Raw genomic sequence first — 26,869 nt, forward strand, 5'->3', positions numbered from 1 at the left:
ATAGAGGTAACGCCATGGATCGTGTGCTGATCGAGGCTCTGGCAGTTGAGACCGTGATAGGAGTCTATGACTGGGAGCGTACCATTCGCCAGCGTCTGATGATCGATCTGGAGATGGCGACGGACATCCGTCCTGCCGCGGCCGGGGATGATCTGACGCATACCCTTGATTATGCTGCCATCAGCGCTCGGATCCAGACCTACGCAGACGACAGCCAGTTCGAGCTGGTGGAGACCTTCGCGGAGCGTCTCGCCGCGCTGCTGCGGGAAGAATTCGGGATTCCCTGGCTCAGGATGACGGTGCGCAAGCCGGGGGCGGTCCCGGAGGCGCAAGCGGTGGGCGTGCGCATCGAGCGTGGCACGCTCGTGGATGTCAGCGCATGACTCTGGTGCTTGTCTCCATCGGCAGCAACATCGAACGTGATCATCACGTGCGAGTCTGCCTGGATGCCCTGGAGGCGACCTTCGGGGAGCTCACGCTGTCTTCCGTCTACGAAAGCGAGCCGGTGGGGTTCGTCGACGGGCGCAATTTCTACAATCTGGTGGCGGGATTCCACAGTGACTGGAGCGTCGGTGAGCTGCAAGCCTGGTGCAAGCAGGTCGAGTTCGCCAACGGACGCCTCGAGGGCAGCCCCAAGTTCAGTCCGCGTACGCTGGATATCGACATCCTGACGGTCGGTGAGCTGACCGGCGAGATCGACGGTGTCCTGCTGCCGCGCGAGGAAGTGGATCGCAATGCCTTCGTGCTGCTGCCACTGGCGGAAGCCTTCGCCGAGCAGCGCCACCCGGTGCGTGGGGTCGACTATGCCAGCCTGTGGCAGTCATTCGTCGAGCATGGGCATGCCGAGTCGCAGCCCTTGTGGCCGGTGGAGTTCAGCTGGCGTTGCCGGAGGATCTCCCGCACCGGCGTCGCGCCGTGATGAGGCGGCATTCTGCGCGGTCTGATCACGGCGCTGAATGACGCTCGCGCCATGACCTGCGCCACATGAAGCACGAACGCCCTGCCGGGTAGCCCGGCAGGGCGTTGCTGTTTTCATCGGAACCGTTTTCATCGTAGCCGTTTCATCGCAGCTACGCCTTTTCACGGCCGCCGAGACGCGCCGGGAGCGGCAGTGATCAGTCGTGATGCCCCTGCGGCGCGGACAGGCTATCGAGAGGCCAGCGTGGTACGGCCTTCATCGGGCCAGTGTCCTGCTCACCGGCGTTCAGTCGTTGTGCACCCACGTAGGCGATCATGGCGCCATTGTCGGTACAGAAGCGACCGCGCGGATAGTAGGCGCGGGCGTTGCGCTTGGCCAGTTCATGGCTCAGGCGCTCGCGCAGGCGGGTATTGGCACTGACGCCGCCCGCCACGACCAGACGCTTGAGACCGGTCTGATCCAGCGCGCGGCGGCACTTGATGACCAGGGTGTCGACCACGGCTTCCTCGAAGGCGCGCGCGATGTCGGCGCGATGCTGTTCGTCCGGCTCGCCACTGGCCTTTGCCTTCTTGAGGGTGACCATGGTGTGGGTCTTGAGGCCCGAGAAGCTGAAATCCAGTCCGGGGCGATCCGTCATCGGGCGCGGGAAGCGGTAGCGCTTCGGATCGCCCTGCTCGGCCAGCTTGGCAACCTGCGGGCCGCCGGGGTAGGGCAGTTCCAGCATCTTGGCGGCCTTGTCGAAGGCCTCGCCTGCGGCATCATCCACGGACTCGCCCAGCAGCTCGTACTCGCCCAGCCCGCGTACCGCCACCAGCTGTGTGTGGCCACCGGAGACCAGCAGCGCCACGAAGGGGAATTCCGGTGCGTCGTCTTCCAGCATCGGGGCCAGCAGATGGCCTTCCATGTGATGCACCCCGAGCACCGGAATCTGCCAGGCTCTGGCCAGGCCATGGGCCGTCGAGGCGCCGACCATCAAGGCGCCCACCAGCCCCGGGCCTGCGGTATAGGTGATGGCATCGATGTCAGCGGCTTTCAGATTCGCCTCGTCCATCACCTGCTGGATCAACGGCAGCAGCTTGCGGGTATGATCGCGAGAGGCCAGCTCCGGCACCACACCGCCGAATTCGGCGTGCATGGCGATCTGGCTGTAGAGGGCGTCTGCAAGCAGGCCCTGGTCCGTGTCGTAGATGGCGACGCCGGTCTCGTCGCAGGAAGTCTCGATGCCGAGCACACGCATGGCTGACTCTCAGGAAATATCAGAAGTAGAGGGCGGCACGGCCAGCGAGGCTGCCTGAGCGAGCCCGAGAGGCGAGGGTGCCGTGAATGCGCGATATTCTACTGGCTGTGAGCACGGGTGTCGCGCCAGCTGGCGTTATGCGAGAGACGATTTCCGGTTTCCGCGTTTGCAAAGGCGGGGACGGGTGTCTAGAATATGGCACTCTGCAAGACTGGGTCGTGCATCCGACCACCCCGCAAAAGCTCCCCGAATCATGATTCCAGCCAGCGACGGCTACCCTCACCGGTGGTGTCGCAGGCGACTGATTGATGCTGGATCGACCTGCAGGTGGCGGTTTACCGTCGCTGGCTGGTGGCTCCTGAGGAGTGGCTGCACCGGATGTGCGTTCAAACCGAACTCATGATCTCAAGGTAGGTGAGTGTTTAATGCCTTCAGTTAAAGTACGTGACAACGAGCCGTTCGACGTCGCCCTGCGCCGTTTCAAGCGCTCCTGCGAAAAAGCCGGTGTTCTTTCCGAAGTGCGTCGTCGTGAGCACTACGAGAAGCCGACCGCTGTTCGCAAGCGTCAGCAGGCGGCCGCTGTAAAGCGCCACGCCAAGAAGGTTCAGCGTGAGCGCAAGCGTTTCGAGCGTCTCTACTGATCCGTACTTTTGGGGAGTGATCCACTGCTCTCTGGAAGGACACCAAGCGGCTGCCTCACGGTGGCCGCTTGTTTTTGTCTCTGGTGATCCGTTTGTTCCCGAGTCGTGTGTCAGTTCACTGCACACGTTGCTGTTTCTCGAGGGATGGCCTGACCCGAGCGCTGTCGTCGATGTGATCGCCCGTTGGCGTGATGTCGACTCACTGCGTTGGGGTCAGTCCGTTTTTCCATGACTTCTGGCGAACCATGGCTGGTCTCATCCCGCAAGGCTTCATAGACGATCTGCTGGCCCGTACCGATGTGGTCGAGGTGGTAGGTGAGCGTGTCCAGTTGAAGAAGGCTGGCAAGAGCTATGTCGGCCTGTGCCCCTTCCATCAGGAAAACTCTCCCTCGTTCAACGTCATTCCGGACAAGCAGTTCTATCACTGCTTCGGGTGCGGGGCGAGCGGCAGTGCCCTCAAGTTTCTGATGGAATTCGATCGCCTGCCGTTTCCGGAAGCGGTCGAGCAGCTCGCCTCGCGTCTGGCGCTCGAGGTGCCCCGTGAAGGCGGCAATCAGAGCCCCCATGAACGTCGCGAGCGCCAGCGCCGCGAGCAGGCCCGTGAAGAGGGTGTCAATCTGCTTGAGGCGGCGGCTGACTTCTATCGCCAGCGCCTGACGGAACCTGCCGCACAGCCCGCCCGTGAGTATCTTGAGGGGCGTGGGCTGTCGCGTGAGGTGATGCGCGATTTCGGTATCGGCTTTGCGCCCCAGGGCTGGGAACATCTCAAGCACCATCTGAGCAAGCTGGGTGTCAGCGAAGAGGTGCAGATCGAGTACGGCCTGCTGATCCATCACGAGGAGAGTGGGCGGCGCTATGACCGCTTCCGCGATCGCGTGATGTTCCCGATCCGTGACTGGAAGGGGCGCACCATCGCCTTCGGTGGTCGCGTGATGGGCGATGCGAAACCCAAATACCTGAATTCCCCCGAGACGCCTGTCTTCCACAAGGGGCGTGAGCTCTACGGCCTGTATGAGGCCCGCGAGGCGAATCGCAAGCTTGAGCGCATGCTGATCGTCGAGGGCTACATGGACGTCGTGGCGCTGGCGCAGTATGGCATTCGCAATGCCTGCGCCACCCTGGGCACCGCGACCAGTGAGGAACACCTCAAGCGCCTCTATCGGCTGGTCGATGAAGTGGTGTTCTGCTTCGACGGTGACAAGGCTGGCCGTCAGGCCGCGCGCCGGGCACTGGAGACGGTGCTGGACGTCATGATCGATGGCCGCCAGGCACGTTTCCTGTTCCTGCCTGAGGGTGAAGACCCGGATTCGCTGGTGCGCAGTGAAGGGCAGGAAGCCTTCGAGAAGCGGGTGACCTGCGCCTCGGGGCTCTCCGAGTTCCTGTTCGAGCAGGCGGCGGAAGGGCGCGACCTCAAGCGCATGGAGCAGCTGGAGCGCTTCGTGACCCAGGCACTGGAATGGATATCCCGGGTGCCCGAGGGGGTGCTGCGTTCACTGCTGCTCAAGGAGCTGGAGCGCCGCAGTGGCCTGGAGCGTGAGCGGCTGGATGCCATGCTGGTGGAGCGTGCCGCGGCGCGTGATGCCCAGCAGGCGCGTCTCCGGCAGCATCAGCAGCTGCGCCAGTCGCACTCCGCCGCTCCGGCGGGGAATCGCCTGGAAGGTGGCAGTCTGAATGAACCGCAGGGTGGCGACTGGTCATCGCTGGATGCGATGGCAGATGCCGGCTTCGGTGAGCAGGATGCAGAGGGCTGGCAGCCGGAGGACTGGGCGCCACCCCCGGAGGCTGGTGGTGCCTCGGGTGGGCGGTCTCGTCCGGCCGCTGCCTCGCATGGCGCGGCGCGCAAGACGTCACCGCGTCACTCGGTCAGCATGCTGACGCGCCTGCTGCACCTTCTGGTGCATGAGCCGCAGCTGGTGGCGGAGCTGCCGGCCAGCGATGAATGGATCGAAGGCGCCGGCGAGCCGGCAGACAGTGAGGATGTCCGTCTGCTGGTCGAGGTGGTGAGATTGCTCAAGGCTGGCCAGTATCGTTCGCCTCAGGTGCTGCTGGCGCACTTTCTGGGCACTGCTCAGGGGCCGCGCCTCGAGCAGTTGGCCGCGCGTGAGCTGCTCATCCCGCGTGAAGTGCGCAGCGAGGAGCTGAAGGGGCTGGTGGAGCATTGCCAGCATCAGCTGGCGCGCACGTCACCCGAGGCGGAATACCAGGCCTTGCTGGCCAAGGAAAAGCAGGGCGAGAAGCTGTCGGCTGAGGAGAAGCAGCGGCTGATGGCCCTGCTGATGCAGCTGGCAACGCGGCGCTGAAGCTCACGGAGCCTTTCGGTGACCGCATGTGGGAGATGGGCCGTCCTCGCGGATGAAAAAGCGTTGGCTGACCTTGAAAGACGCTCTCACACACACTATCTAATGGGGTAGTTCCCGATGCGGACTGCCGCAACGTAACCGATAACGCTAACACACCTGGATGGTCCGGCAAATACGCCGCTGGCAGCATCTCCCGATGGCACGCTATACTGGTGCGCTTGATGCTCTCTTCGTCCCTAACCGGCGCTTACTCGCTGAGCAGCGTCGCGTCCAGGTGCTTCATTCTTCTTCGTCGAGATTAGGGGTTCTATGGCTGGTAATGCGCAGCAGCAGTCGCGTCTCAAGGAGTTGATCGCGCGCGGCAAGGAACAGGGTTACCTGACCTATGCCGAGGTCAACGATCACCTGCCCGAGGATATCGCTGATCCAGAACAGGTGGAAGACATCATCAGCATGATCAACGATATGGGCATCAAGGTCGCTGAAGAAGCGCCTGATGCCGATACCTTGATGATGTCTGATTCCTCCACTGACGAGTCCGCCGCCGAAGAAGCCGTCGCTGCTCTCGCCGCGGTGGAAAGCGATGTGGGACGCACGACCGACCCGGTCCGCATGTACATGCGTGAAATGGGTACCGTCGAACTCCTGACCCGTGAAGGCGAGATCAAGATCGCCAAGCGGATCGAGGAAGGCACGCGTGAGGTCATGTCGTCTCTGGCCTTCCTGCCGGGAGCGGTCGACTCCATTCTCGAAGCCTACGATGGCACGCTCGGCGAGGACGGCGGACGTCTGTCCGACCTGTTCTCCGGTTTCATCGATCCGGATGAAGGCGTACCGGGTGTCGCTGAAGTCGAGGTCGAGGAAGTTGAGGAAGTCGAGGAAGGCGAGGAGTCTGAAGGCGAGGACGACGACGAGGACGACTCCGCTTCCGAGGGTGGTCCGGATCCTGAGCTTGCACGCGTGCGCTTCGAACAGATTCGCGAGCAGAATGATCTGACCAAGGCCGCCATCGAGAAGTACGGTTCAGGTTCTCCTGAGGCCAAGGCCGAGCAGGAGCGTCTTGCCGAGCTGTTCTCGCCGATCAAGCTGGTGCCTAAGCACTTCGAGCGCCTGGTCGGTCAGGTTCGCGTGTCCGTCGAGCAGGTGCGCGAGCAGGAAAAGGTCATCCTGCAGATCTTCGTCAAGCGCGGCAAGGTGCCTCGCAAGAGCTTCATCAAGGCATTCCCGGGCCACGAGTCCGACATGGACTGGTTCGACGGCTTCATCGGCGGCAGCAAGAAGTACGCCGACAAGCTCGAGCCGTTCCGTGCCGACGTGCTGCGTGCCCAGCGCAAGATCGCCTTCGAGCAGGACATGGTCCAGCTGCCGGTCAGCGAGCTCAAGGAAGTCAATCGTCGCCTGTCGATCGGTGAAGCCAAGGCGCGGCGTGCCAAGAAGGAAATGGTCGAGGCCAACCTGCGTCTGGTCATCTCCATCGCCAAGAAGTACACCAATCGTGGCCTGCAGTTCCTGGATCTCATCCAGGAAGGCAACATCGGCCTGATGAAGGCCGTGGACAAGTTCGAGTACCGTCGTGGTTACAAGTTCTCGACCTACGCCACCTGGTGGATCCGTCAGGCGATCACGCGCTCCATCGCGGATCAGGCGCGCACCATCCGTATTCCGGTGCACATGATCGAGACCATCAACAAGTTGAACCGTGTCTCGCGTCAGATGCTGCAGGAAATGGGTCGCGAGCCGACGCCGGAAGAGCTGGGTGAACGCCTCGAGATGCCGGAAGACAAGGTGCGTCGCGTGCTCAAGATCGCCAAGGAGCCCATCTCCATGGAGACGCCGATCGGTGACGACGATGATTCGCACCTGGGTGACTTCATCGAGGACGGCACCATGGTCTCGCCGATCGACTCCGCCACCGGCGAAGGTCTGATCGAAGCGACCCGCGGCATCCTGTCCGGTCTGACCGCACGTGAAGCCAAGGTGCTGCGCATGCGTTTCGGTATCGACATGAACACCGACCACACCCTTGAGGAAGTCGGCAAGCAGTTCGATGTCACCCGTGAGCGTATCCGTCAGATCGAAGCGAAAGCGCTGCGCAAGCTGCGTCACCCGTCACGCTCCGAGTCACTGCGTTCCTTCATGGAAGAGTGATCTGAAGCGTTCGGGGCCACGGTTCAGCCGCTGGCCCCGCTGACAGCACAACGCCCGCCCCCATGCGAATGGGAGGCGGGCGTTGTCGTTTCTGGACGCGAGTGAATGGCGTGGATAGCAGGCGGACATGATCGTCTTGCGATGCGCTGAGTGGTGGTGCCGTCAGGCTCCATGCCCCAGCTGATGCGAGGATGAGGTCGCGGCCACGCTGAAGATGACGCGCCCCTTGACGCACTGGCGGGACACCGGGCCCATCTGCTCACTGCTCAAGCCATCGGGGTGCTCTCCGTACAGCCAGAGGCGGCCGTGGTGGTCGATGCGATCTACATGCTTGATCAGCCGTCCCAGCGTCGGGTGTTCCACCACGATGGTGGTACCCGGTGCCAAGGGCCAGTGTCCAGGCCAGCGCATGCTGATGACCAGACTGTGCTGCGGGAGGCGGGGGGCAAGACTATGACCGTGCAGGCGGTAGCTGTTGAACCAGCGCATGTGAGGCTCCTTGAAGGTGAGGGCATGACACGGTCGGGGTCTTGTCGGTGTCTTTCCTGAGCAGTGGTGATAGTTGTAGGGTATCCACTGCTTAGTAAAATATAATCATTCTCATTTGATGTCCAGGCATTCTCATCCCCGGACGAAGGGATGGTGCCGGGCAAGGGCCGAAAAAAAGCCGCGGCTCATGGTGAGCAGCGGCTTCTTCGGTATCACGAACGTGCGGGATTCTCGGGGTTCCAGCGGCGCTGGAGAGGGACTCAAGCGATGTGCGTCAGAGTGCGGCGTCGAGTTCGCGCAGTCGGGCACGGCGCTGGCGACCCATGCGAATGGCCAGCAGCACGATTTCGGCCACGGCGATCGCCATCAAGGTGTAGCCGAACAGTTCGGTGACTTCCTCGGCAGCATTCTTGACCGAGCGCAGGTAGGCGCTGCCCATCAGGGTTTCCCAGAACTCCGAGCGACCATAGAGGCGCGAGAAGACATAGGTGGCCAGGAAGCCGGCGCCAAACAATCCGAAGGCGAAGCTGCGACCGAAGTGTTCGAACTCGGCCACGAAGCGGGTGCGATGGCGCCATACGCCGATGATGACCGGAATCGCGACCACGCTGACCAGGATCTGCCAGCTGCCATCACCGAGCATGCCATCGAGCATGGCGTCCTGTTCACGGATCAATGACGCTGCGAACAGGCCGAACAGCAGCAGGCTGACGGTGCGCAGATCCGGCAGGCGTGAATGTACCAGCCACATGGTGGCGGCACTCAGCGCCAGCAGGGTGCTCTGCATGTGTTCCGTCCAGCTGGCTTCGCTGAAGCCGACATCGCCGAAGTGATGGGCATCATGCATTACCAGCGACATCATCGCTGCCACCACGGGGGCATAGATGGCCAGGCGCAGGCAGGCCTGCATGAACAGCGAGGTCGGCTTGCGACCATAAAGAGGCTGTTCGGCGTTGATGGGCAGCGGGACGGTATGGTGGTGTCGTGTCTGTGAGGTCAGGCGAGACAAGGGACTCTCCGGACAGTCCATGGACTGCCTGTCAGGGTGAGGGTGTCGTTTGCCTGCTCATTATAACGATGCAAAGGTGGCGGGTTAATATTGCCTTAAGAAAACTGTGAGGTGCCATTTGAGCATCGATGTCGCGTCATCAATCACTCATCCCTGTCTCAGGCGGTCGCGCTCGGCCTCTTCGACGATCCAGTCATGCACGGCCTGGATACGGCCATCGTCCAGAGTGCCGTGGGGATGGACGATGACGTAACGCTTGCCGGTCAGCACGCGCTCCGCGAACGGGGCAATCAGGATGCCGCTGTTCAGTTCATGGGTGATCAGGGTGCGTCTTGCCATGGCGACGCCCATGCCGGCGATGGCCGCTTCCATCGAGAGATGATTGCGATTGAAGGTATAGCCACGCTGAACGTTGACCTCCGGTGCGCCGATGCTCGCCAGGTAGAATTCCCATTCGGCATGGTCGTGGCTGCCGCGCCACGCAGTGACGTCATGCAGGAGGGGGTACCAGGCGAGATCCTGAGCATTGCGCAGTGGGGGGCGGCCGCGCATCAGGCCGGGGTGGCAGACGGGGAAGATCTCTTCTTCCATCAGCTCCGTGACCTGCATGCCGGGGTAGTGGCCATCGTTGAGGTCGACCGCCAGCTCGAAATCCCCCTCGCGCAAGGGTGAGTCACTGTCCTCGGCACGTACGTGCAGCTCGATGTCCGGGAAGCGTGCCTGCAGGCGGGGCAGGCGTGGTGCCAGCCATTTCGAGAGGAAAGACGGCACCGAGCGCAAGCGCAGCACGCCGCTCATCAGGCCGCTGCGCAGCCGCTTGACCTCCAGCCCCACTGCGCCGTAGGACTGCTCCACCACGCGTGCCAGACGCGCACCTTCCCCCGTCAGTTCCAGCCCGCGTGAACGGCGTAGAAACAGCTTGAAGCCCAGCCGCTCCTCCAGCTGCTTGATCTGCTGGCTGACTGCACCGGTGGTGACATGCAGTTCCTCGGCGGCACGCGTGAAGGAAGCGTGGCGCGCCGCACAGGCGAATACCTGAAGCCAGGCGTGGGTCTGGCCATTGAGATGGCGTGGGCTGATGGGGTGAGGCGTGGCGAGTGGCGAGTCGGAGGGCTTGGGCATGCTGGAACTCGTGCTGGCAAGAAACGACAGATGGATGCTGACTGAACAGGGGTGACGCTTATGACACAGTCTACGCCGTTTTTGTCTCGTATAGTTTAGTAAAACTAAAGCCATGGGCAATTTTTATGGTTTGTGACTGTGGTGCCCCTCCCTCATCATGGCGTCATTCACTCGCACGGCCACTGGCTCGGCGGGAACTCGAGATGAGGTGTCGTCATGTCCATCAGCGTATTTGATCTCTTCAAGGTCGGTGTCGGTCCGTCCAGCTCGCATACCGTCGGCCCGATGCGCGCTGCCGCACAATTCGTGGAAACGCTGCGCGCAAGGGATCTGCTCGAGCGTGTGGCGCGCATCGAGGTGCAGTTGCATGGCTCGCTGTCCGCGACCGGTGTCGGGCATGGCACCGACAAGGCTGCCATCCTCGGGTTGATGGGCGAGCTGCCCGAGACCATCGACCCGACCATCATCGAGCCCTGCGTCGAGGAGCTGCTGGAATCCCAGACGCTGCTGCTCGACAACCGCATCGCGGTGCCCTTCGTGTGGGTGCGCGACATGCAATGGCACGACGAGCCCTTGCCCTATCACCCGAATGCCATGCGTCTGGTGGCGCATGGCTACCGTGAGGAGCTGTACCGCAATGTCTACTACTCGGTAGGCGGCGGCTTCGTGGTCGATGAGGTGGAAGCGGCGCGTGATCCGTTGCTGGAAGACGAAACCCTGCGCCTTCCCTATGAGTTCAATACCGCCAATGAGCTGCTGGCGCTGTGTCGCATGCACAAGATGCGCATCAGTGAGCTGATGATGGCCAATGAGTGCTCGTTGCGCAGCGAAGCTCAGGTGCGTCGCGGTCTGTGGCGCATCTGGGAGGTGATGAATGAATGCATCGACAACGGCCTCAGCCATGAGGGCATTCTGCCCGGCGGGCTCAACGTCAAGCGGCGTGCCAAGCGGCTGCACGCGCGCCTTCTGGATGTGGAATCCAGCAAGTCGATCATCACCTCGACCTTCTCGGCGATGGATTGGGTCAACCTGTTCGCGCTGGCGGTCAATGAAGAGAATGCCGCTGGTGGGCGCATGGTCACCGCGCCGACCAATGGCGCGGCGGGCATCATTCCGGCGGTGCTCAGCTATTACATGAAATTCCAGGAGGATGCGCGCGAGGAGGATGTGGTCGATTTCCTGCTCACGGCGGCCTCGGTGGGCATCCTGTGCAAGAAGAACGCGTCCATCTCCGGGGCGGAAGTCGGCTGTCAGGGCGAGGTGGGCTCCGCCTGCGCGATGGCGGCGGCCGGCCTTGCCGAGCTGATGGGCGCGACGCCGGAGCAGGTTGAGAACGCCGCGGAAATCGGTCTCGAGCATAACCTGGGGCTGACCTGTGACCCGATCGGCGGCCTGGTGCAGATTCCCTGCATCGAGCGCAATGCGATTGCCTCGGTCAAGGCGATCAACGCCGCCCAGATGGCGATGTGTGGCGATGGGGATCATTTCGTCTCGCTGGACAAGGCGATCCGCACCATGCGCGACACCGGCCGCGACATGCAGGACAAGTACAAGGAAACCTCCAAGGGCGGGCTCGCCGTCAACGCCATCGAGTGCTGATGCGGCTCCCTGTTCCGACGCTCCCTTTTCTCTTCTGAAGTCTTGCCATCTTCGGAGGCTAACGCATGGTCTCCGGCCAGAGATCATGTGCTCGGCAACCCTCATTGACGCCTCTCGGCACGGATTTCCGTGACCGGGGTGGCGTCTTTTTTTGTGCGTCTCTTTCACCGACCGTCACCACCCGACGCCTGATATCTGGCAAGGAATCGTCCTCTTGCGCGTGCCCTGGCGGCAATCACCTGCCACTGGCATCGCCATGCCCGATATTTCGCGCCTGTCGATGATCAAGCAGAAACTGATATATCGGCTATTGGTCGAGTGACGTGGGATGAGGCTGGCAGCGTGAGTGGCAGTGTTCTAGTTTACGTTAACGTTAATTGCGCTGAGTGCAACGCCCCTGTCGGGCGGCGCCAGCGCCTCTTCACTCAGCCTTGTCGCATAGACACTGCCGGCTTGCCGGACAGGGACGGAGACCCGACATGCCATCACCTCCCATTCAGGGACCGCGCGCCAGTGGAGGTGTCTCTGCCACGGCGCCCATTCTCGAGACACGTGGCCTGAGCAAGGATTTTCGTGGTTTCACCGCCGTCGATGATGTCGATCTGCAGATTCAGGAAGGCCACATCCATGCGCTCATCGGACCGAATGGCGCAGGCAAGACCACGGTCTTCAACCTGCTGACCCGGTTCCTGCCCGCGACCCGTGGCGAGATTCTCTATCGTGGCAAGTCGATCACCCGCATGCGCTCGCATGAGATCGCGCGTCTCGGGCTGGTGCGTTCCTTCCAGATATCCGCAGTCTTCGCGCAGATGACGGTACTCGAGAATGTGCGGGTGGCACTGCAGCGCTCACAGGGCACCTCGTTTCACTTCTGGAAGTCCGAGCGCAGCCTCGACAGCCTCAATGAGCAGGCGCTGCATCTGCTGGAAGAGGTGGGGCTGCGCGAGGACGCCAACCGAGTGACGGCCAGTCTGCCCTATGGCCGCAAGCGTGCGCTGGAGCTCGCCACCACGCTGGCACTGGAGCCGACGGTGATGCTGCTGGATGAGCCGACCCAGGGCATGGGCGCCGAGGATGTAGACCGCGTGGTCGAGCTGATTCGCGTCGCGGCACGTGGGCGCACGGTGCTGATGGTCGAGCACAACCTGAGCGTGGTCAGTCGTCTGTGTGACCGCATCAGTGTGCTGGCGCGCGGACGCGTGCTGGCGGAAGGCGACTACGCCAGCGTATCGGCCGACCCCGAGGTGCGCGAGGCGTATCTGGGCAGCGAGGTGACCGATGTCACAGCGGATCAGCGCGAGGAAGTTTCATGACCCAGATTCTGGAAAGCCCGGCCAAGCGTCAGGCCTCTGCGAGTGACTCCGCCACGCCGCAAGAGCAGCTCTGTCTGCGCGAGCTGAACGCCTGGTATGGCGAGTCCCATGTGCTGCATGGCGTCAACATGACGGTGCGGCGCGGCGAGCTGGTGACCTTGCTGGGTCGCAATGGTGCCGGCCGCAGCAGCACGCTGCGCGCGATCATGAACATGGTCGGCCGGCGCAGTGGCGGGATCTTTCTCAAGGGTCGCGACACCATGAAGCTGGCCCCGCATCACATCGCCCATCTCGGTGTGGGCTACTGCCCCGAGGAGCGTGGCATCTTCTCGAGTCTGAGCGTCGAGGAAAACCTGCTGTTGCCACCGATGGTCAAGGGCGCAGGGCATGGCCAGAGCCAGAGCCAGCGTCAAGGTCAGGGTCAGGGTCAGGGTCAGGGTCAGAATCAGGGCATGTCGCTGGATGAGCTCTACGCGCTGTTTCCCAATCTGCATGAGCGGCGCAACAGCCAGGGCACGCGCCTCTCCGGTGGCGAGCAGCAGATGCTGGCGCTGGCGCGCATCCTGAGAACCGGGGCCGACCTGCTGTTGCTGGATGAGATCACCGAGGGTCTCGCGCCGGTCATCAATCAGAAGCTGGGTGAGGTGCTGATGCTGCTGAAGGCGCGCGGCATGACCATCGTGCTGGTCGAGCAGAATTTCCGCTTTGCCGCACCGCTGGCCGACCGCCATTACCTGATGGAGCACGGCACCATTCTTGAGGAGATCACCGCCGCTGAGCTGCCGGCACGCCACGAATATCTGCACAAGGTACTGGGGGTCTGAACTCCCGGTCGGGGTGAGCTGCACCGCGCTTGCCGCCATGCACCGCCGTTGCATTCGCCAATCTGAAGTCCGTACGTCTCACCACAACAATCACAATATTGCCGGGTAAACCGGTCTGGAGATGTCATGCACGCCACCGTTTCATCCAACGCCACCCCTGTCGCATCACCGTTGTCACGCCGCATCACGGCGGCCACACGCCGGCGCCTGTGGCCGCTGTCCGCGCTCATGATGGGGTCACTGCTGTCGGCGGGAATCGCGCAGGCCGATATCAGTGACGGCGTGATCAAGATCGGCTATCTGGCCGACATGTCGGGTACCTATCGTGACCTGGCAGGCCCGGGCGGCCTGGATGCGCTCAAGATGGCGGTCGAGGACTTCGGCGGCAGCGTCAACGGCATGCCGATCGAGGTATTGAGTGCCGATGACCGCAACAGCGCCGATGTCGGTGCCAATACGGTGCGCGGCTGGATCGATCAGCAGAATGTCGACATGGTCGCAGGCCTGGTGGCCTCATCGGTGAGCATCGCGGTGACGCGGATTCTCGCCGAACAGGACACGCTGGGAATCGTCTCCGGCTCGGCGGCCTCCAGCATCACCAATGAGCATTGCACGCCCAATCATGTCCACTGGGTGTATGACACTTATCCGCTGGCGCATGGCACGGCCAAGGCCATCGTCGATGAAGGCGGCGACAGCTGGTTCCTGCTGACTGCGGATTATGCCTTCGGTCATGCCCTGGAAGGGGATGTGGAAAAGGTGGTGACCGAGAACGGCGGGAGCATCGTCGGCAAGGTGCGTCATCCGTTCCCGACCAGTGATTTCTCCTCCTACATCCTGCAGGCGCAGGGTTCCGGCGCCAAGATCGTCGGGCTGGCCAACGCCGGGGCGGACACCGTCAATGCGTTGACCACGGCGAGTCAGTTCGGCGTGGTGCAGTCGGGGCAGTCGCTGGCCGGGCTGTTGATCTTCCTCAACGACGTGCACGCGCTGGGGCTTGAGGTCGCGCAGGGGCTGCAGCTCACCACCGGCTGGTACTGGGACCTCAATGACGAGACGCGTGCCTGGTCCCAGCGCTATCACGAGCGCAATGCGCGCATGCCGACCATGGTCCAGGCCGGCATCTACTCAAGCACCCTGCATTACCTGAATGCGGTGGCAGCCACCGGCAGTGATGACACCGCCACCGTGCGGGCGAAGATGGGCGAGACGCCGGTCAATGACATGTTCGCCAACAACGGCACCATCCGTGCCGATGGGCGCATGGTGCACGACATGTACCTGGTCAAGGTCAAGACGCCCGCCGAGTCCCAAGGCGAGTGGGACGTCTATGACGTGATCCGCACCATTCCCGGCGCTGAGGCCTACCGACCGCTGGCGGACAGCCAGTGCGAGCTGGTCAAGGGCTGAAGGCGAACGTCAGTCGAGCCGCGAAACGCGTTGCATGGCGCTGCTGATCACGGGATCGGCAGCGCCGAACGGCTGACGCAAGTGGGCGCTGAAAAGGACTGAGCGGATGACGATGATTCTTGGAATACCCCTGATGGTACTGTTCGGCCAGCTGATGCTGGGGCTGATCAATGGTGCCTTCTATGCATTGCTGAGTCTGGGGCTGGCGGTGATCTTCGGTCTGTTGCGCATCATCAACTTCGCGCATGGTGCCCAGTACATGCTGGGGGCCTTCGCGGCGCTGCTGGGGGCGCAGTATCTGGGGCTCAATTACTGGACGGCGCTGATCGTGGTGCCGCTGGTGGTGGGTGCGCTGGGCATTGTTGTCGAGCGCTTCCTGCTGCGCCGCATCCAGCATCTTGATCACCTCTATGGCCTGCTGCTGACCTTCGGGCTGGCGCTGATCCTCGAGGGCACGCTGGTGAATCTGTTCGGTGTCTCGGGGTCGAGCTACCCGATTCCCGAGGCGCTGAGTGGCGGCTTCAAGCTGAGCTTCATGTTCCTGCCCACCTATCGCGCCTGGGTGCTGGTGGCGGCACTGGTGGTCTGCTTCGGAGTCTGGTTCCTGATCGAGCGCACGCGTCTCGGTGCCTATCTGCGCGCGGGAACCGAGAATCCTGAGCTGGTGCAGGCCTTCGGCATCAATGTGCCCTTGATGGTGTCACTGACCTACGGACTGGGCGTGGCGCTGGCCGCCTTCGCCGGCGTGCTGGCCGCACCCTTGTATCCCGTCTCGCCGACCATGGGCTCGAGCCTGCTGATCGTGGTGTTCGCGGTGGTGGTCATCGGTGGAATGGGCTCGATTCTCGGTGCCATCCTCACCGGGCTCGCGATGGGGCTGATCGAGGGGCTGACCAAGGTGTTCTATCCCGAGGCCGCCAATACCGTGATCTTCGTGGTGATGGTGATGGTCTTGATGCTTCGCCCCGCCGGGCTGTTCGGAAAGGAGGCCTGACATGGCCGTACTGCAACAGGACCACCAGGCCGCGCGTGCAGGCAGCGCGCCGCGCAGAATCACCCCGCTGGGCGTGCTGTATCTCGTGCTGTTCCTGCTCGGGTTGCTGGCGCCCTGGGTCGCCTATCCCGTCTTTCTGATGAAGATTCTGTGCTTCGCGCTGTTCGCGAGCGCCTTCAATCTGCTGCTCGGCTTCGTGGGGCTACTGTCCTTCGGGCATGCCGCCTTCCTGGCCACGGGTGCCTACATCACCGGCTTTCTGCTCGCGGAGTATCCGGGCCTGAGTCCCGCGCTGGGCATCGTGGCCGGCACCTTGGGGGCCGTGGTGCTCGGCACGCTGTTCGGCGCGCTGGCCATCCGGCGGCAGGGCATCTACTTCGCGATGATCACGCTGGCCCTGGCACAGATGATGTTCTTCTTCTTCATCCAGGCGCCGTTCACCCATGGGGAAGATGGCCTGCATGGCGTGCCGCGCGGTGAGCTGTTCGGCGTGTTCGATCTGGCGGACAACCACACGCTCTATTACGTCGTGTTCGCGATCTTCGTGGCGGCCTTTGCCCTGATCCGCCGTGTGGTGCATTCCCCCTTCGGTCAGGTGCTGAAGGCGATTCGCGAGAACGAGCCGCGTGCCATCTCGCTGGGCTATCACACCGATGCCTACAAGCTGGTCGCCTTCGTGCTGTCGGCGGGGCTGGCGGGCCTTGCGGGAGCGACCAAGACGCTGGTGTTCCAGCTCGCCTCGCTGGGCGATGCCAGCTGGCACATGTCGGGGGAGGTGATCCTGATGACACTGCTGGGCGGTGTCGGCACGCTGCTCGGGCCGCTGGTGGGTTCCGGGCTGGTCATCGGGCTTCAGCATCAGCTGGCGCAGTCCGCGCTGGGGGATTGGGTCAGCGTGATACTGGGCGCCATCTTCGTGGTCTGCGTGCTCAGCTTCCGCAGCGGCATCATCGGGGAATGCCAACGCTGGATCGCGCGTCGTCAGCAGCGGGAAGAAAAATGAGCGGCGAGGGTGGGGATGAGAAGCGAGGTCAGCAAGAAGGTGCGGGTGGCGCGTTTTGCTCTTAAGCAAAGAAAATCAATGGCTTGCCGATGACTTCAGGCATAAAAAAAGTCCACCCAAGTGGGTGGACTTAAATGCCATTGTATATCGAGGGGGATACGCCGGTCCCGGATCCTCGACTCAGCAATGAGCACGCCATGCGAGATAGCCGCCATTTGCCATCTCGCTTTATAGATTGCATACCTGGTGCCAGCTTTCTATCAAGTCATTCAAAAACAATAGCTTGAGTGTTTTCTCTTCGCCAGATGCCTGCCAGGTAGCGGTCAGGCGAGTCGAGGCATGCGCATTGCCGGGCGGATCATGGTGCGTTGCAGCATGGTTGTGCACCAAATATGTGCCATTTTTCGAGCATATCCGTACGTCATCAATAGCTTATGTGCTTTTCAGGCATCGGCCTGTCCGCTAGCACTGTATCTGCACGGCATCCCCCTCGAGGCGAACCGGCCACACCTGAAGCGAGAGCGTCTCGTCATCCAGGCATTGGCCATCTTTGAGTCGATAGCGCTGCTTGTAGAGCGGCGAGATCACCAGTGGCTCACCGGCATGATCGCCCAGCAGACCGCGGGCGATCACGTTGGCGCCGGATACCGGATCATGATGGTCGATGGCGAACAGCGTGAGGGCGTTGCTGTCCGCGCTGGAGGGTAGCGTGAACAGCGCGATCTGGAAGTTCTGGCCGGCCTGTTCCAGCCAGGCGGCCACCCCGGAGCCCGGCACCAGGTCCCCGCGCTGACAGAGTGTCACCCAGCGAAGTGGCGACTCCTCCTTGGTTGAGGTGTCAGGTGCCGTGTCCTGTGCCGTGTGGCACGCTGTGGAGAGCGGTGTGGAAGCGAGTGCAGGCGATGTCATGAGCGCACCTCCGTGGCCAGGTTGGCCGTCAGTTCTGTTGCCAGGCTGATGCCTGAGTCCGTTCCCTCATCGAGAGAGCCGCCGTCACTGGTGATCAGCTCGCCGCGGCTTGCCGGGCGTATCTGGTCACGCTCGATGATGTTGACCACGGCCGGGTCGGGTCGCTGGTCATTCACGTAGTGGCGGAAGCGCTTGAGCTTCTCGGGACTCTTGAGGGCATTGGCCCATTCGCACTCGTAGCGGTCCACCACCTGTTGCATCTGCTCCTCGAGGGTCTCGCCAAGCCCCAGACTGTCCTCGAGAATCACCTCCTTCAGATAGTCGAGCCCGCCTTCGAGGCCCTCGCGCCAGACAGAGGTGCGCTGCAGGCGATCGGCGGTGCGAATGTAGAACATCAGGAAGCGGTCGATGGTGCGGATCAGTGTCTCGTCATCCAGATCGGTCGCGAACAGCTCCGCGTGACGCGGGCGCATGCCGCCGTTGCCGCAGACGTAGAGGTTCCAGCCGTTCTCGGTGGCGATCACGCCGACATCCTTGCTCTGGGCCTCGGCGCATTCGCGGGTACAGCCGGAGACGGCGAACTTGAGCTTGTGCGGTGAACGCAGGCCCTTGTAGCGGTCTTCCAGCGTCAGCGCCATCGCCATGCTGTCCTGCACGCCATAGCGACACCAGGTGCTGCCGATGCAGGATTTCACCGTACGGGTGGACTTGCCGTAGGCGTGGCCGGTCTCGAAGCCGGCGGCGATCAATTCACCCCAGATATCCGGCAGTTCATGCAGCTGGGCGCCGAAGAGGTCGATGCGTTGCCCGCCGGTGATCTTGGTATAGAGATTGTAGCGCTTGCCGATCTCGCCGATGGCGATCAGCTTGTCCGGCGTGATCTCGCCGCCGGGAATGCGTGGCACCACGGAGTAGGTGCCGTTCTTCTGCATGTTGGCCATGAAGGTGTCATTGGTGTCCTGCAGCGGAATGTGCGAGGCCTCGGTGATCGGCGCATTCCAGCACGAGGCCAGAATCGAGCCCACCGCGGGCTTGCAGACCTCGCAGCCCAGGGCATCGGGATGGCGACCGTGGCTGGCCATCAGCTCGGCGAAGGTCTGGATGCCTTCGACGCGCACCAGCGAGTAGAGCTCCTGACGGGTATGCGCGAAGTGCTCGCACAGCGAGCGATCGACCTCGACGCCACGACTTTCCAGCTCGGCATCCACCACCTTCTTGAGCAGCGCCGCACAGCCCCCGCAGCCGGTACTGGCCTTGGTGCAGGCCTTGATGGCGCCCAGATCGCTGTTGCCGGCGTCGATGGCGCTGCACACATCCCCCTTGGAAACGTTGTGGCAGGAGCACAGGGTGGCGCTGTCAGGCAGGGCATCCGCGCCCAGGGTGATGGACTCGCCACTGGCATTCGGCAGGATGAGTGCCGCCGGGTCCTTGGGCGCCGCGATGCCATTGGTGACGTACTGCAGTAGGGTGTCATAGCGCGAGTTGTCACCGATCAGCACCGCGCCCAGTACCTGCTTGCGGTCCTGCGAGACGACAAGGCGTCGATAGACACCTTCGGCTTCATCGCAGTAACGATAGCTGATCGCGCCTTCGCTCTTGCCGTGGGCGTCACCGATGGAGCCGACATCCACCCCCAGCAGCTTGAGCTTGGTGGACATGTCGGCGCCCTGGAAGCGGAAGCGCTCCTGCGCATCGCTTGTGGCATCGCCTGTGCTGGCGGCCAGCAGGGACGCCACGCCGCGTGCCATCTGATAGCCGGGCGCGACCAGCCCGAAGATGCGCGATTGCCACAGGGCGCACTCGCCGATGGCGAAGATTTCCGGGTCCGAGGTGCGGCATTCGTCATCGATGATGATGCCGCCGCGCTCGCCGATCTCGAGGCTGGCGCTGCGTGCCAGTGCATCCTGAGGACGGATGCCGGCGGAAAACACGATCAGATCCGCTTCCAGATGCTCACCGTCGGAGAAATTCATCCGCCACTGGTACTCCTCGCCGGGCACGATGTCGGTGGTGGCGCGATTGAGGTGCACTCCCACGCCCAGCGCAGTGATGTGTTGCTTGAGTGCCAGGCCGCCATCCTCATCCAGCTGCACCGGCATCAGGCGCGGCGCGAATTCGACCACATGCGCCTCCAGACCGAGTGACTTGAGGGCGTTGGCGGCCTCAAGTCCCAGCAGGCCGCCACCGACCACCACGCCTCGTGTCTTGCCGTCGGCAGCGGCGCGTATCTGGTCGAGGTCTTCCAGGGTGCGGTAGACCAGCCGATTGCTGGCGGCAGCCTCGCTGCCTGACTCGCCAAGGCCCTGGATGGGCGGCACGAAAGGCGTGGAGCCGGTGGCCAGCACCAGGCTGTCGTAGGGATAGCGCCCTTGGGGAGTGGTGACATGGCCGCCGTCGCGATCGATCGCCGTGACGCACTCGTCGAGGTGCAGCGTGATACCGGCGCTGGCGTAATCCTCCACGCTGCCGAGCGCGAGAGAATCGGCATCGCGTCCGGTGAAGTACTCCGAGAGATGTACGCGGTCGTAGGCGATGTGGCGCTCTTCGCCGAAGACATGAATCTGGTAGTGCGCGGTGGCGCCCAGCGCGATCAGCTGCTCGACGCAATGATGGCCTACCATGCCATTGCCGATGATGATCAGGTGTTTCATGCGGCCTCCTCGAAGGTGTCAGGGGTGGTGTCGCGATCAGGATGTTGAGATGCAGTGTTCTGGTGGGTCGCTCTGCCGCCGGGGTCATTCGGTGGGCCAGAGGGTGTCTCGTCCAGTTGTGCCAGCGCTTGTGCGGGCATAAGCAGCAGGTCGTCACGAATCGCTGTCAGTGGTGTGCCTGCCTTGAGGGCTTCGAACAGCGCGTTGCCGGCACTGACATCGCCGTAGAGCACCACCCCGACCAGACGCTCATCGCGCAGCAGCAGGCGGCGGTAGTCACCCAGGGCGTGGTCCTGATAGACCAGCACCTCGTCAGTGGGATGTGGCATCAGCTCGCCGCAGCTGTAGAGGTCGATACCGCTGACCTTGAGACGCGTCGCCAGGGGGGCATTGCGATAGGGCGGGGTCGCTTGCTCAAGAAGATGGCGTGCGAGCACCTCGATCTGTGCCCAGATGGGCTCGATCAGACCGAAGGTCTCGCCCTCCACCTCACAGCATTCGCCCAGCGCGTGAATGTGCGGATCGCTCGTGAGCAGGTGGCCATCGACCTGGACAGCGCGCTGGCAGGCCAGGCCGGCAGCACGCGCAAGCGTGATCTCGGGGCGGATGCCAGTGGCGGCGATGGTCAGTCCGGCGTGCAGTTCACGGCCATCCTTGAGACGCACGCCAGTGATGCGGCCCGCCGGCGTCTCGAGCCATTGCTCAAGATGCGCGTCGGTGATGATCTCGAGGCCGCGCTCGCTCAGCTCCTGCTCCAGCAAGCCAGCGGCCACGTCATCCAGCTGACGGTTCATCAGGCGCTCGCTGCGCTGTAGTAGCGTCACCTCAAGGCCACCCTTGCGCAGGCCCTCGGCGGCTTCGAGCCCCAGCAGGCCGCCGCCGATCACCAGGGCATTGCCGTCGTGACCGGCTCCGGTGCGACAGGCGGCCTGCATCTGCTCGACATCCCTGAGGTCACGAAAGCCCATCAGTCCCGGTGGCCAGTCATTGGCATCCAGTGCCTGAGGCAGGTGAGCGGGGAGCGGCAGTGGCAGCGCCGGGCGTGACCCCGTGGCGATCACCAGACGCTGATAGGGAATGCGGCGACCGCTGACGGTCTCGACACAGCGGGCGGCGCGGTCGATCTGACAGGCGGGATCACCGCTGATCCGTGTGATGCCATGCAGCGAGAACCAGTCGGCCTGCTGGCTGATCAGGTCATCGGCTTGCGTCTCGCCCGCCAATAGTGGGGAGAGCTGAATGCGGTTGTAGGGCAGGTGAGGCTCTTCACCGATCACCGTGACTGCCCAGGGGAGCTGGCGATCAGGTGACAGCGCGACCAGTTGCTCCAGCAGCTTCTGCGCCGCCATGCCATGACCGATGATGATCAGGGGCGGGGTCGTGTCGCCGGTGGAAGATGACGGATGCATGCTGCCTCCTTGCGATGGGATATCGAGTGCAAAAAAAAGCGCCTGCTTGCCGCCGTGAAGTTCACGACGTCAAGCAGGCGCCTTTGCCTGGAAGATGAGGGCTAAGCATTGGATAGCGAGTTGCAGTGCTGCGCGACGATACGGCTGTCACTCGGGACTGCGGCAGGTCTGGCGGACCGTTGGCTGCCGTGCATCCGCATGGATGCGCGGCGAGACCTGCGATTCGGGGTCGTCATTGACCCAACCTGTCAGGAATACAGCGAATTTGGTGCCGTCTGAGGAAAAACCACCAACTTTCATTGGTTTGTGAGTATTTCGATGTCGAGGGTCAGGTGTTTTCGAGTGGCTTGAGGCGCCATGGGAGCCGCCTGTCGTGAGGGAATGGTGCAGGAAGTCTCAAGGATGCACAGGGCTGGTGCGACAAGGCGGAGTGAGCGGCAGGGTCTTGCGGCTCCTGTCGACAGACTGGTGAGGATGAATGGTGCAAGTTGCTGTTATCAAAGAGAAAGAGAAATGATTGGTCTGGTATCTGCCTCTTTTACCGCATTCATGTGCAGACATGACTGAGGGATCCATGTTCGCGTCAGCAATGACGTCGGGCATTACATCCGGCCAATGGCGGCTTGATCAGTCAGTCCGCGCGATGACCCGAACCGGGTCAGATACCTAGTCAGTGAACAGATATCAGCAACAGGCAAAGGCGCCTGATGACCGCACGCTTCGTGCTCGGTCGTCAGGCGCCTTTTTCGTGGTCAACGTTCTGTGCTCAATGCACCAGGGAGTGATGTCGATGCAAGTCAGGAATCCCCCAGACGCCCCGCAACCTGCTAGATGTCGTGCCACCACCACCTGCCCGTATTGCGGTGTCGGATGTGGTGTGGCGGTCGAGCTTGAGCAGGACCAGGACAGTGTGCGCATCGTGTCGTTGAGTGGTGATGTCGCGCATCCGGCCAATCATGGCCGGCTCTGCGTCAAGGGCTCCGCGCTTGCCGAGACGCTGTCGGCCGATGGGCGTCTGACGATGCCGCAGGTGCGTGATGAGGCCGGGGTATTGCGAGAGGTGAGCTGGGAGACGGCACTGGACCTGATCGCCGCACGCTTTGCTGATCTGAGCAGGACGCATGGCGGAGAAAGCATCGCCGCCTATCTCTCGGGGCAGCTGCTGACCGAGGACTATTACGTCGCCAACAAGCTGTTCAAGGGCTTCATCGGTACCCCTCATCTGGATACCAATTCGCGACTGTGCATGGCCTCGGCCGTCGTGGCTCACAAGCGTGCCTTCGGAGCGGACGCCGTGCCCTGCAGTTACGAGGACCTCGAGCGTGCCGAGCTGGTCGTGCTGGTCGGCAGCAATCTGGCCTGGAACCATCCGGTGCTGTTTCAGCGGCTCAAGCAGGCGCGTATCGACAATCCATTGCTGCGAATCGTGGTGATCGACCCCCGGGTGACCGACAGCTGCGAGATCGCCGATCTCTATCTTGGCCTGCGTCCCGGCAGTGATGCGCGTCTCTTCAATGGTCTGCTGGCCTACATGGCAGATCGCGGACGCCTGGATCGCCTCTATCTGAAAGCGCACACCCAGGGCTTCGATGCGGCGCTCAAGGCGGCAAGGCGGGAAGACTGCTCGCTGGCGGCAATCGCGCGTGACTGTGATGTCGATGTGGAGCGTCTCGAGACTTTCTATTACTGGTTCGCGACCCAGTTGCATGTGGTGACGCTGTTCTCCCAGGGCGTGAACCAATCGACCAGCGGTACCGACAAGGGCAATGCGATCATCAATTGCCATCTGGCCGGGGGCAAGCTCGGGCTGCCGGGGGCGGGACCGTTCTCGATCACCGGACAGCCCAACGCGATGGGCGGCCGGGAAGTCGGTGGGCTGGCCAATCAGCTGGCGGCACACATGGACTACGAGACGCCGGGCGCGCGGGAGCTGGTCGGTGAATTCTGGAACGCCCCAAATATCCCTCAGGGGCCGGGGCACAAGGCAGTCGAACTGTTCGCGGCGATCGAGCGTGGAGAGATACAGGCGCTATGGATCATGGCGACCAATCCGGCGGTCAGTCTGCCGGACAGTACGCGCGTACGTGCGGCGCTGGCGGCCTGTCCGCTGGTGATCGTCTCCGAGTGCATGGCGGACAGCGACACCCTGGCGTATGCCGATGTGGTGTTGCCGGCCAGCAGCTGGAGCGAGAAGGATGGCACCGTCACCAATTCCGAGCGCTGCATCTCGCGTCAGCGTGGGTTGCTCGCACCGCCGGGCGAGGCACGTCACGACTGGTGGCAGCTGGCGGAGGTCGGCAAGCGCATGGGGTACCAGGCGGCATTTGGCTACTCGGGGCCCCACGCGATCTTCCGTGAGCACGCCAGGTTGTCCGGCTTCCGCAACGTCGCGCCACGTCACAAGGCGGGCAGCAAGCCTCTGGCGGCTTCCTCGATCAGGCGGCTGTTCAACATCGCGCCGCTGGCCGAGCTGGATCGCGAGGGCTATGACGCGCTCAGACCGATTCAATGGCCGGTACGGCGTGGTGAGAAGGGGGAGCTCATCGGCACATTGCGGTTGTTCGAGGATGCCACCTTCAATACGCCCAATGGTCGCGCACGGCTGGTGCCCGTGACCCCGCAATTGCCGCATCAGGCGCTGAGTGATGCGACACCGCTGCGCCTCAATACCGGTCGCATTCGTGATCAGTGGCACACCATGACACGGACTGCGCGCAGCGCGCGCCTGATGAATCATCGCGCCGAACCCTTCGTGGAGCTTCACCCGCAGGATGCCGCGGCTCGCGGCCTGCAGGACGGGGCTCTGGCGCAGCTTGCAGGGCGTGATGAGCAGGGGAGCGTGCGTGGCGACTATCGTGCGCGTGTGCGTATCAGTCATGGCCAGCGTCAGGGTGAGGTGTTCATCCCCATGCACTGGAATGATCACTTCGCCAGTCACGGGCGTGCCGGGGCGTTGCTGGCCGGCCTGGTCGATCCTTTCTCCGGTCAGCCGGAATCCAAGCATGGCGCGGTCGATGTCATGCCATTGCCCTGTGAATGGCAGGCCACCTTGCTGATCGCCCCTGGCATATGGGGTGGGCATGAAGATCTTGCAGGCGCGATGACAGAGCTCGAGGGATGCTATTGGGCGCGCATCCCGCAGGCGACATTGGTGCGCTGTCAGCTGGCAGGAGAAGGGCAGCCGGATTGGGCGCTCTGGTGTGAAAGGCATCTGAGTGTTCAGGCGGGGCTCTGGGCACAGGATATGGCACAGGGAGGCATCAGTGCCGCAGGTTTTCGTGAGGGACGGCTGATCTGGTGGTTGAGGGTCACCGCTGGCGCGGCACGCTCCGACCGACAGCCCAACATTGCCTGGCTGGGGGAATGTTTCGCCTCTGACCAGCTTTCTGCACTTGAGCGTCGCAGTCTCCTCGCCGGACGCCTCTCTGGTCAGGCGGATGTCGGGACGATGGTATGCGCCTGCCATCAGGTCGGCGAACTCACGATTCGGCAGGCCATCCAGTCGGGTGACCGTTGCGTGGAAGCATTGGGGGCGCGATTGGCCTGCGGCACTCGCTGTGGCTCCTGCCTGCCTGAACTCAAACGTCTTGTGGAAGAGGAGCGATCCGATGAGCGGACTGATTCGTTGGAAATGGCGTGACCTGATGGCGTCGAGCATCAATTCAGCAACCCTCGGCATCTCCATGGCACGGCTGACGGAAGGCTTGCTGTCGCGTCGCGAGTGGCGTGCCATTGGCGGACAGGCACCATCACGGGCTGATGCCGGGGCCATCACGCCTGCCTGGGACGGGCTTCTTCCGGGGCAGGTCGCGTTGGTCGGAGCCGGGCCGGGGGATCCGGATCTGATGACGCTCAAGGCCTGGAGAATGCTCAATGCAGCGGATGCCGTGGTCTATGATCGCCTGGTCGGTGACGAGATTCTGGCTCAGCTCCCGATGCACTGTGAGCGCTATTACGTCGGCAAGGCCTGCGGCAATCACAGCGTACCCCAGGACGAGATCGGCGCGCTGATGGTGCGTCTGGCCAAGGAGGGTATGCGTGTGGTCAGGCTCAAGGGCGGGGATCCCGGTATCTTCGGTCGCATGGGAGAAGAGCTGGCGGCACTTGATGAGGCTGGCATCACCCGTCATGTCGTTCCCGGCATCACCGCGGCCGCCGGTGCGGCAGCTTCGCTGGGCATGCCGCTCACCGACAGGACTCATGCTCAGCGGCTGCGATTCGTGACCGCCCAGCTGTGCAACCGGAATGACCAGCCCGAATGGCAGCAGCTGGCACGCCGGGATGAAACGTTGCTCTTCTATATGGGGCTGAATCGCCTCGACACCATCTGTGATGAGCTGCAGCGCCATGGTCTGCCGTCAGACTGGCCGATGATGCTGGTGGCCAATGCGAGCCTCCCCGAGCAGCAGGCCTTGCACGGCACCCTGGGTGACATGGTGGCTCGTCTGGCAGAATGCCCGCTGCCGACACCCTGCCTGATCATCGTGGGCAGCGTATGCGAGATGGCAGCGGGGCGAGACCTCGTGATGGCTGCGGCCATGGCACATTCCTCAGAGCGCGAAGCGCGTGTCGCCTGACAAGATCAGCCGCGCCGAGGCGGCTGCAAGGTGGCCAGTTTTGTCACGGGGTCAGAAGGGGAGTCGTCCTGGAGGGCATGTGGATGAATCTTTTATCCACAGGGCCTTGAAATCAGGCCGGTGAATGCGTAAAGTACGCATCCGCTGCCGGGGACGCATGGCGTTACCAGCGGTGAAAGAGGTTTGCAGGTGATTGTTTTGTTTGATGTTTTTGAAGTCCGCTTCCAAATCATCGATTGACAATTCCGGGCGATTCGCTAGAATGCGCCGCACTCCTTACGGAACAGGTGATCGGGCAACGCTCCTCACCACTGA

Annotated in this window: 20 protein-coding genes; 13 read left to right on the top strand and 7 right to left on the bottom strand. The window is 62.8% G+C overall.

Going from position 1 to position 26,869, the window contains the following annotated elements; translation table 11 throughout:
• Nucleotides 1-14: 14 nt before the first annotated feature.
• Together folB and folK are read left to right on the top strand one after the other, a co-directional pair.
• The gene (gene folB, locus ACZYGA_RS12575; protein ID WP_404626382.1) at nt 15-383 is read left to right on the top strand and encodes a dihydroneopterin aldolase; all 369 of its coding nucleotides are present in this window, start codon (nt 15-17) and stop codon (nt 381-383) included.
• Nucleotides 380-919 (top strand): 2-amino-4-hydroxy-6-hydroxymethyldihydropteridine diphosphokinase, encoded by a 540-nt coding sequence (gene folK / locus ACZYGA_RS12580; protein WP_077378107.1) that lies wholly within the window; start codon nt 380-382, stop codon nt 917-919. Before folB ends, folK begins: the two co-directional genes overlap by 4 nt.
• 196 nt (nt 920-1,115) lie before the next feature.
• Here folK and tsaD read toward each other — a convergent pair whose 3' ends face one another.
• Nucleotides 1,116-2,156, bottom strand: a complete 1,041-nt coding sequence (tsaD, locus tag ACZYGA_RS12585) for a tRNA (adenosine(37)-N6)-threonylcarbamoyltransferase complex transferase subunit TsaD (protein ID WP_077378110.1) — start codon at nt 2,154-2,156, stop codon at nt 1,116-1,118.
• Between the two features lie 425 nt (nt 2,157-2,581).
• On the opposite strand from tsaD, the gene rpsU reads away from it, so the two are divergent.
• The 3 genes from rpsU to rpoD all read left to right on the top strand — a co-directional run bounded on the left by rpsU (nt 2,582) and on the right by rpoD (nt 7,245).
• Nucleotides 2,582-2,797 (top strand): 30S ribosomal protein S21, encoded by a 216-nt coding sequence (gene rpsU, locus ACZYGA_RS12590; RefSeq protein ID WP_024951433.1) that lies wholly within the window; start codon nt 2,582-2,584, stop codon nt 2,795-2,797.
• Between the two features lie 245 nt (nt 2,798-3,042).
• Complete coding sequence (gene dnaG / locus ACZYGA_RS12595) at nt 3,043-5,097, top strand: DNA primase (RefSeq protein WP_084207865.1); 2,055 nt, start codon at nt 3,043-3,045, stop codon at nt 5,095-5,097.
• 309 nt (nt 5,098-5,406) lie between these two features.
• Nucleotides 5,407-7,245 (top strand): RNA polymerase sigma factor RpoD, encoded by a 1,839-nt coding sequence (rpoD, locus tag ACZYGA_RS12600; protein ID WP_084207866.1) that lies wholly within the window; start codon nt 5,407-5,409, stop codon nt 7,243-7,245.
• 162 nt (nt 7,246-7,407) lie between these two features.
• Here the strand turns inward: rpoD and ACZYGA_RS12605 are convergent, their stop codons facing one another.
• From ACZYGA_RS12605 to ACZYGA_RS12615, 3 genes are all read right to left on the bottom strand, one after another.
• A complete protein-coding gene (locus tag ACZYGA_RS12605) occupies nt 7,408-7,734 on the bottom strand; it encodes a S24/S26 family peptidase (RefSeq protein WP_077378119.1) in 327 nt (108 codons plus the stop codon).
• A 274-nt stretch (nt 7,735-8,008) separates the two neighbouring features.
• The gene (locus ACZYGA_RS12610; protein WP_479399269.1) at nt 8,009-8,743 is read right to left on the bottom strand and encodes a hypothetical protein; all 735 of its coding nucleotides are present in this window, start codon (nt 8,741-8,743) and stop codon (nt 8,009-8,011) included.
• 147 nt (nt 8,744-8,890) lie between these two features.
• Complete coding sequence (locus tag ACZYGA_RS12615) at nt 8,891-9,865, bottom strand: LysR substrate-binding domain-containing protein (protein ID WP_077378122.1); 975 nt, start codon at nt 9,863-9,865, stop codon at nt 8,891-8,893.
• Nucleotides 9,866-10,081: 216 nt separating this feature from the next.
• On the opposite strand from ACZYGA_RS12615, the gene ACZYGA_RS12620 reads away from it, so the two are divergent.
• The 6 genes from ACZYGA_RS12620 (at nt 10,082) to ACZYGA_RS12645 (ending at nt 17,008) form a co-directional block, all read left to right on the top strand.
• The gene (locus ACZYGA_RS12620; RefSeq protein WP_077378125.1) at nt 10,082-11,464 is read left to right on the top strand and encodes an L-serine ammonia-lyase; all 1,383 of its coding nucleotides are present in this window, start codon (nt 10,082-10,084) and stop codon (nt 11,462-11,464) included.
• A 479-nt stretch (nt 11,465-11,943) separates the two neighbouring features.
• Nucleotides 11,944-12,777 (top strand): ABC transporter ATP-binding protein, encoded by an 834-nt coding sequence (locus tag ACZYGA_RS12625; RefSeq protein WP_084207867.1) that lies wholly within the window; start codon nt 11,944-11,946, stop codon nt 12,775-12,777.
• Complete coding sequence (locus ACZYGA_RS12630; protein ID WP_271303252.1) at nt 12,774-13,601, top strand: ABC transporter ATP-binding protein; 828 nt, start codon at nt 12,774-12,776, stop codon at nt 13,599-13,601. The genes ACZYGA_RS12625 and ACZYGA_RS12630 overlap by 4 nt, the downstream gene beginning before the upstream one ends.
• A 228-nt stretch (nt 13,602-13,829) precedes the next feature.
• Nucleotides 13,830-15,011 (top strand): ABC transporter substrate-binding protein, encoded by a 1,182-nt coding sequence (locus ACZYGA_RS12635; protein ID WP_103751461.1) that lies wholly within the window; start codon nt 13,830-13,832, stop codon nt 15,009-15,011.
• A gap of 106 nt (nt 15,012-15,117) precedes the next feature.
• A complete protein-coding gene (locus ACZYGA_RS12640; protein WP_077378138.1) occupies nt 15,118-16,005 on the top strand; it encodes a branched-chain amino acid ABC transporter permease in 888 nt (295 codons plus the stop codon).
• A gap of 1 nt (nt 16,006) precedes the next feature.
• Nucleotides 16,007-17,008, top strand: a complete 1,002-nt coding sequence (locus tag ACZYGA_RS12645; protein ID WP_136939562.1) for a branched-chain amino acid ABC transporter permease — start codon at nt 16,007-16,009, stop codon at nt 17,006-17,008.
• A 462-nt stretch (nt 17,009-17,470) separates the two neighbouring features.
• Here the strand turns inward: ACZYGA_RS12645 and nirD are convergent, their stop codons facing one another.
• Genes nirD through ACZYGA_RS12660 form a run of 3 tightly spaced genes read right to left on the bottom strand, consistent with a single transcriptional unit; the run spans nt 17,471 to nt 21,977 of the window.
• Complete coding sequence (gene nirD / locus ACZYGA_RS12650) at nt 17,471-17,917, bottom strand: nitrite reductase small subunit NirD (RefSeq protein ID WP_404626390.1); 447 nt, start codon at nt 17,915-17,917, stop codon at nt 17,471-17,473.
• On the bottom strand, nt 17,914-20,568 hold the full coding sequence (gene nirB / locus ACZYGA_RS12655) for a nitrite reductase large subunit NirB (RefSeq protein ID WP_404626392.1): 2,655 nt from the start codon (nt 20,566-20,568) through the stop codon (nt 17,914-17,916). The genes nirD and nirB overlap by 4 nt, the downstream gene beginning before the upstream one ends.
• On the bottom strand, nt 20,565-21,977 hold the full coding sequence (locus tag ACZYGA_RS12660) for an NAD(P)/FAD-dependent oxidoreductase (protein ID WP_404626394.1): 1,413 nt from the start codon (nt 21,975-21,977) through the stop codon (nt 20,565-20,567). Before ACZYGA_RS12660 ends, nirB begins: the two co-directional genes overlap by 4 nt.
• A gap of 790 nt (nt 21,978-22,767) precedes the next feature.
• Between ACZYGA_RS12660 and ACZYGA_RS12665 the strand changes: the two genes are divergently transcribed.
• The gene (locus tag ACZYGA_RS12665; protein WP_404626396.1) at nt 22,768-25,617 is read left to right on the top strand and encodes a nitrate reductase; all 2,850 of its coding nucleotides are present in this window, start codon (nt 22,768-22,770) and stop codon (nt 25,615-25,617) included.
• A complete protein-coding gene (gene cobA / locus ACZYGA_RS12670; protein WP_240499644.1) occupies nt 25,586-26,554 on the top strand; it encodes a uroporphyrinogen-III C-methyltransferase in 969 nt (322 codons plus the stop codon). The genes ACZYGA_RS12665 and cobA overlap by 32 nt, the downstream gene beginning before the upstream one ends.
• Nucleotides 26,555-26,869 lie beyond the last annotated feature (315 nt).

The sequence above is a fragment of the Cobetia sp. BL01 genome, from assembly GCF_056493605.1.

What these genes read in the sequence shown, in the direction of transcription:
- folB (WP_404626382.1), top strand. Translation starts at nt 15, where the DNA reads ATGGATCGTGTGCTGATCGAGGCTCTGGCAGTTGAGACCGTGATAGGA.
- folK (WP_077378107.1), top strand. Translation starts at nt 380, where the DNA reads ATGACTCTGGTGCTTGTCTCCATCGGCAGCAACATCGAACGTGATCAT.
- tsaD (WP_077378110.1), bottom strand. Translation starts at nt 2,156, where the DNA reads ATGCGTGTGCTCGGCATCGAGACTTCCTGCGACGAGACCGGCGTCGCC.
- rpsU (WP_024951433.1), top strand. Translation starts at nt 2,582, where the DNA reads ATGCCTTCAGTTAAAGTACGTGACAACGAGCCGTTCGACGTCGCCCTG.
- dnaG (WP_084207865.1), top strand. Translation starts at nt 3,043, where the DNA reads ATGGCTGGTCTCATCCCGCAAGGCTTCATAGACGATCTGCTGGCCCGT.
- rpoD (WP_084207866.1), top strand. Translation starts at nt 5,407, where the DNA reads ATGGCTGGTAATGCGCAGCAGCAGTCGCGTCTCAAGGAGTTGATCGCG.
- ACZYGA_RS12605 (WP_077378119.1), bottom strand. Translation starts at nt 7,734, where the DNA reads ATGCGCTGGTTCAACAGCTACCGCCTGCACGGTCATAGTCTTGCCCCC.
- ACZYGA_RS12615 (WP_077378122.1), bottom strand. Translation starts at nt 9,865, where the DNA reads ATGCCCAAGCCCTCCGACTCGCCACTCGCCACGCCTCACCCCATCAGC.
- ACZYGA_RS12620 (WP_077378125.1), top strand. Translation starts at nt 10,082, where the DNA reads ATGTCCATCAGCGTATTTGATCTCTTCAAGGTCGGTGTCGGTCCGTCC.
- ACZYGA_RS12625 (WP_084207867.1), top strand. Translation starts at nt 11,944, where the DNA reads ATGCCATCACCTCCCATTCAGGGACCGCGCGCCAGTGGAGGTGTCTCT.
- ACZYGA_RS12630 (WP_271303252.1), top strand. Translation starts at nt 12,774, where the DNA reads ATGACCCAGATTCTGGAAAGCCCGGCCAAGCGTCAGGCCTCTGCGAGT.
- ACZYGA_RS12635 (WP_103751461.1), top strand. Translation starts at nt 13,830, where the DNA reads ATGATGGGGTCACTGCTGTCGGCGGGAATCGCGCAGGCCGATATCAGT.
- ACZYGA_RS12640 (WP_077378138.1), top strand. Translation starts at nt 15,118, where the DNA reads ATGACGATGATTCTTGGAATACCCCTGATGGTACTGTTCGGCCAGCTG.
- ACZYGA_RS12645 (WP_136939562.1), top strand. Translation starts at nt 16,007, where the DNA reads ATGGCCGTACTGCAACAGGACCACCAGGCCGCGCGTGCAGGCAGCGCG.
- nirD (WP_404626390.1), bottom strand. Translation starts at nt 17,917, where the DNA reads ATGACATCGCCTGCACTCGCTTCCACACCGCTCTCCACAGCGTGCCAC.
- nirB (WP_404626392.1), bottom strand. Translation starts at nt 20,568, where the DNA reads ATGAAACACCTGATCATCATCGGCAATGGCATGGTAGGCCATCATTGC.
- ACZYGA_RS12660 (WP_404626394.1), bottom strand. Translation starts at nt 21,977, where the DNA reads ATGCATCCGTCATCTTCCACCGGCGACACGACCCCGCCCCTGATCATC.
- ACZYGA_RS12665 (WP_404626396.1), top strand. Translation starts at nt 22,768, where the DNA reads ATGCAAGTCAGGAATCCCCCAGACGCCCCGCAACCTGCTAGATGTCGT.
- cobA (WP_240499644.1), top strand. Translation starts at nt 25,586, where the DNA reads ATGAGCGGACTGATTCGTTGGAAATGGCGTGACCTGATGGCGTCGAGC.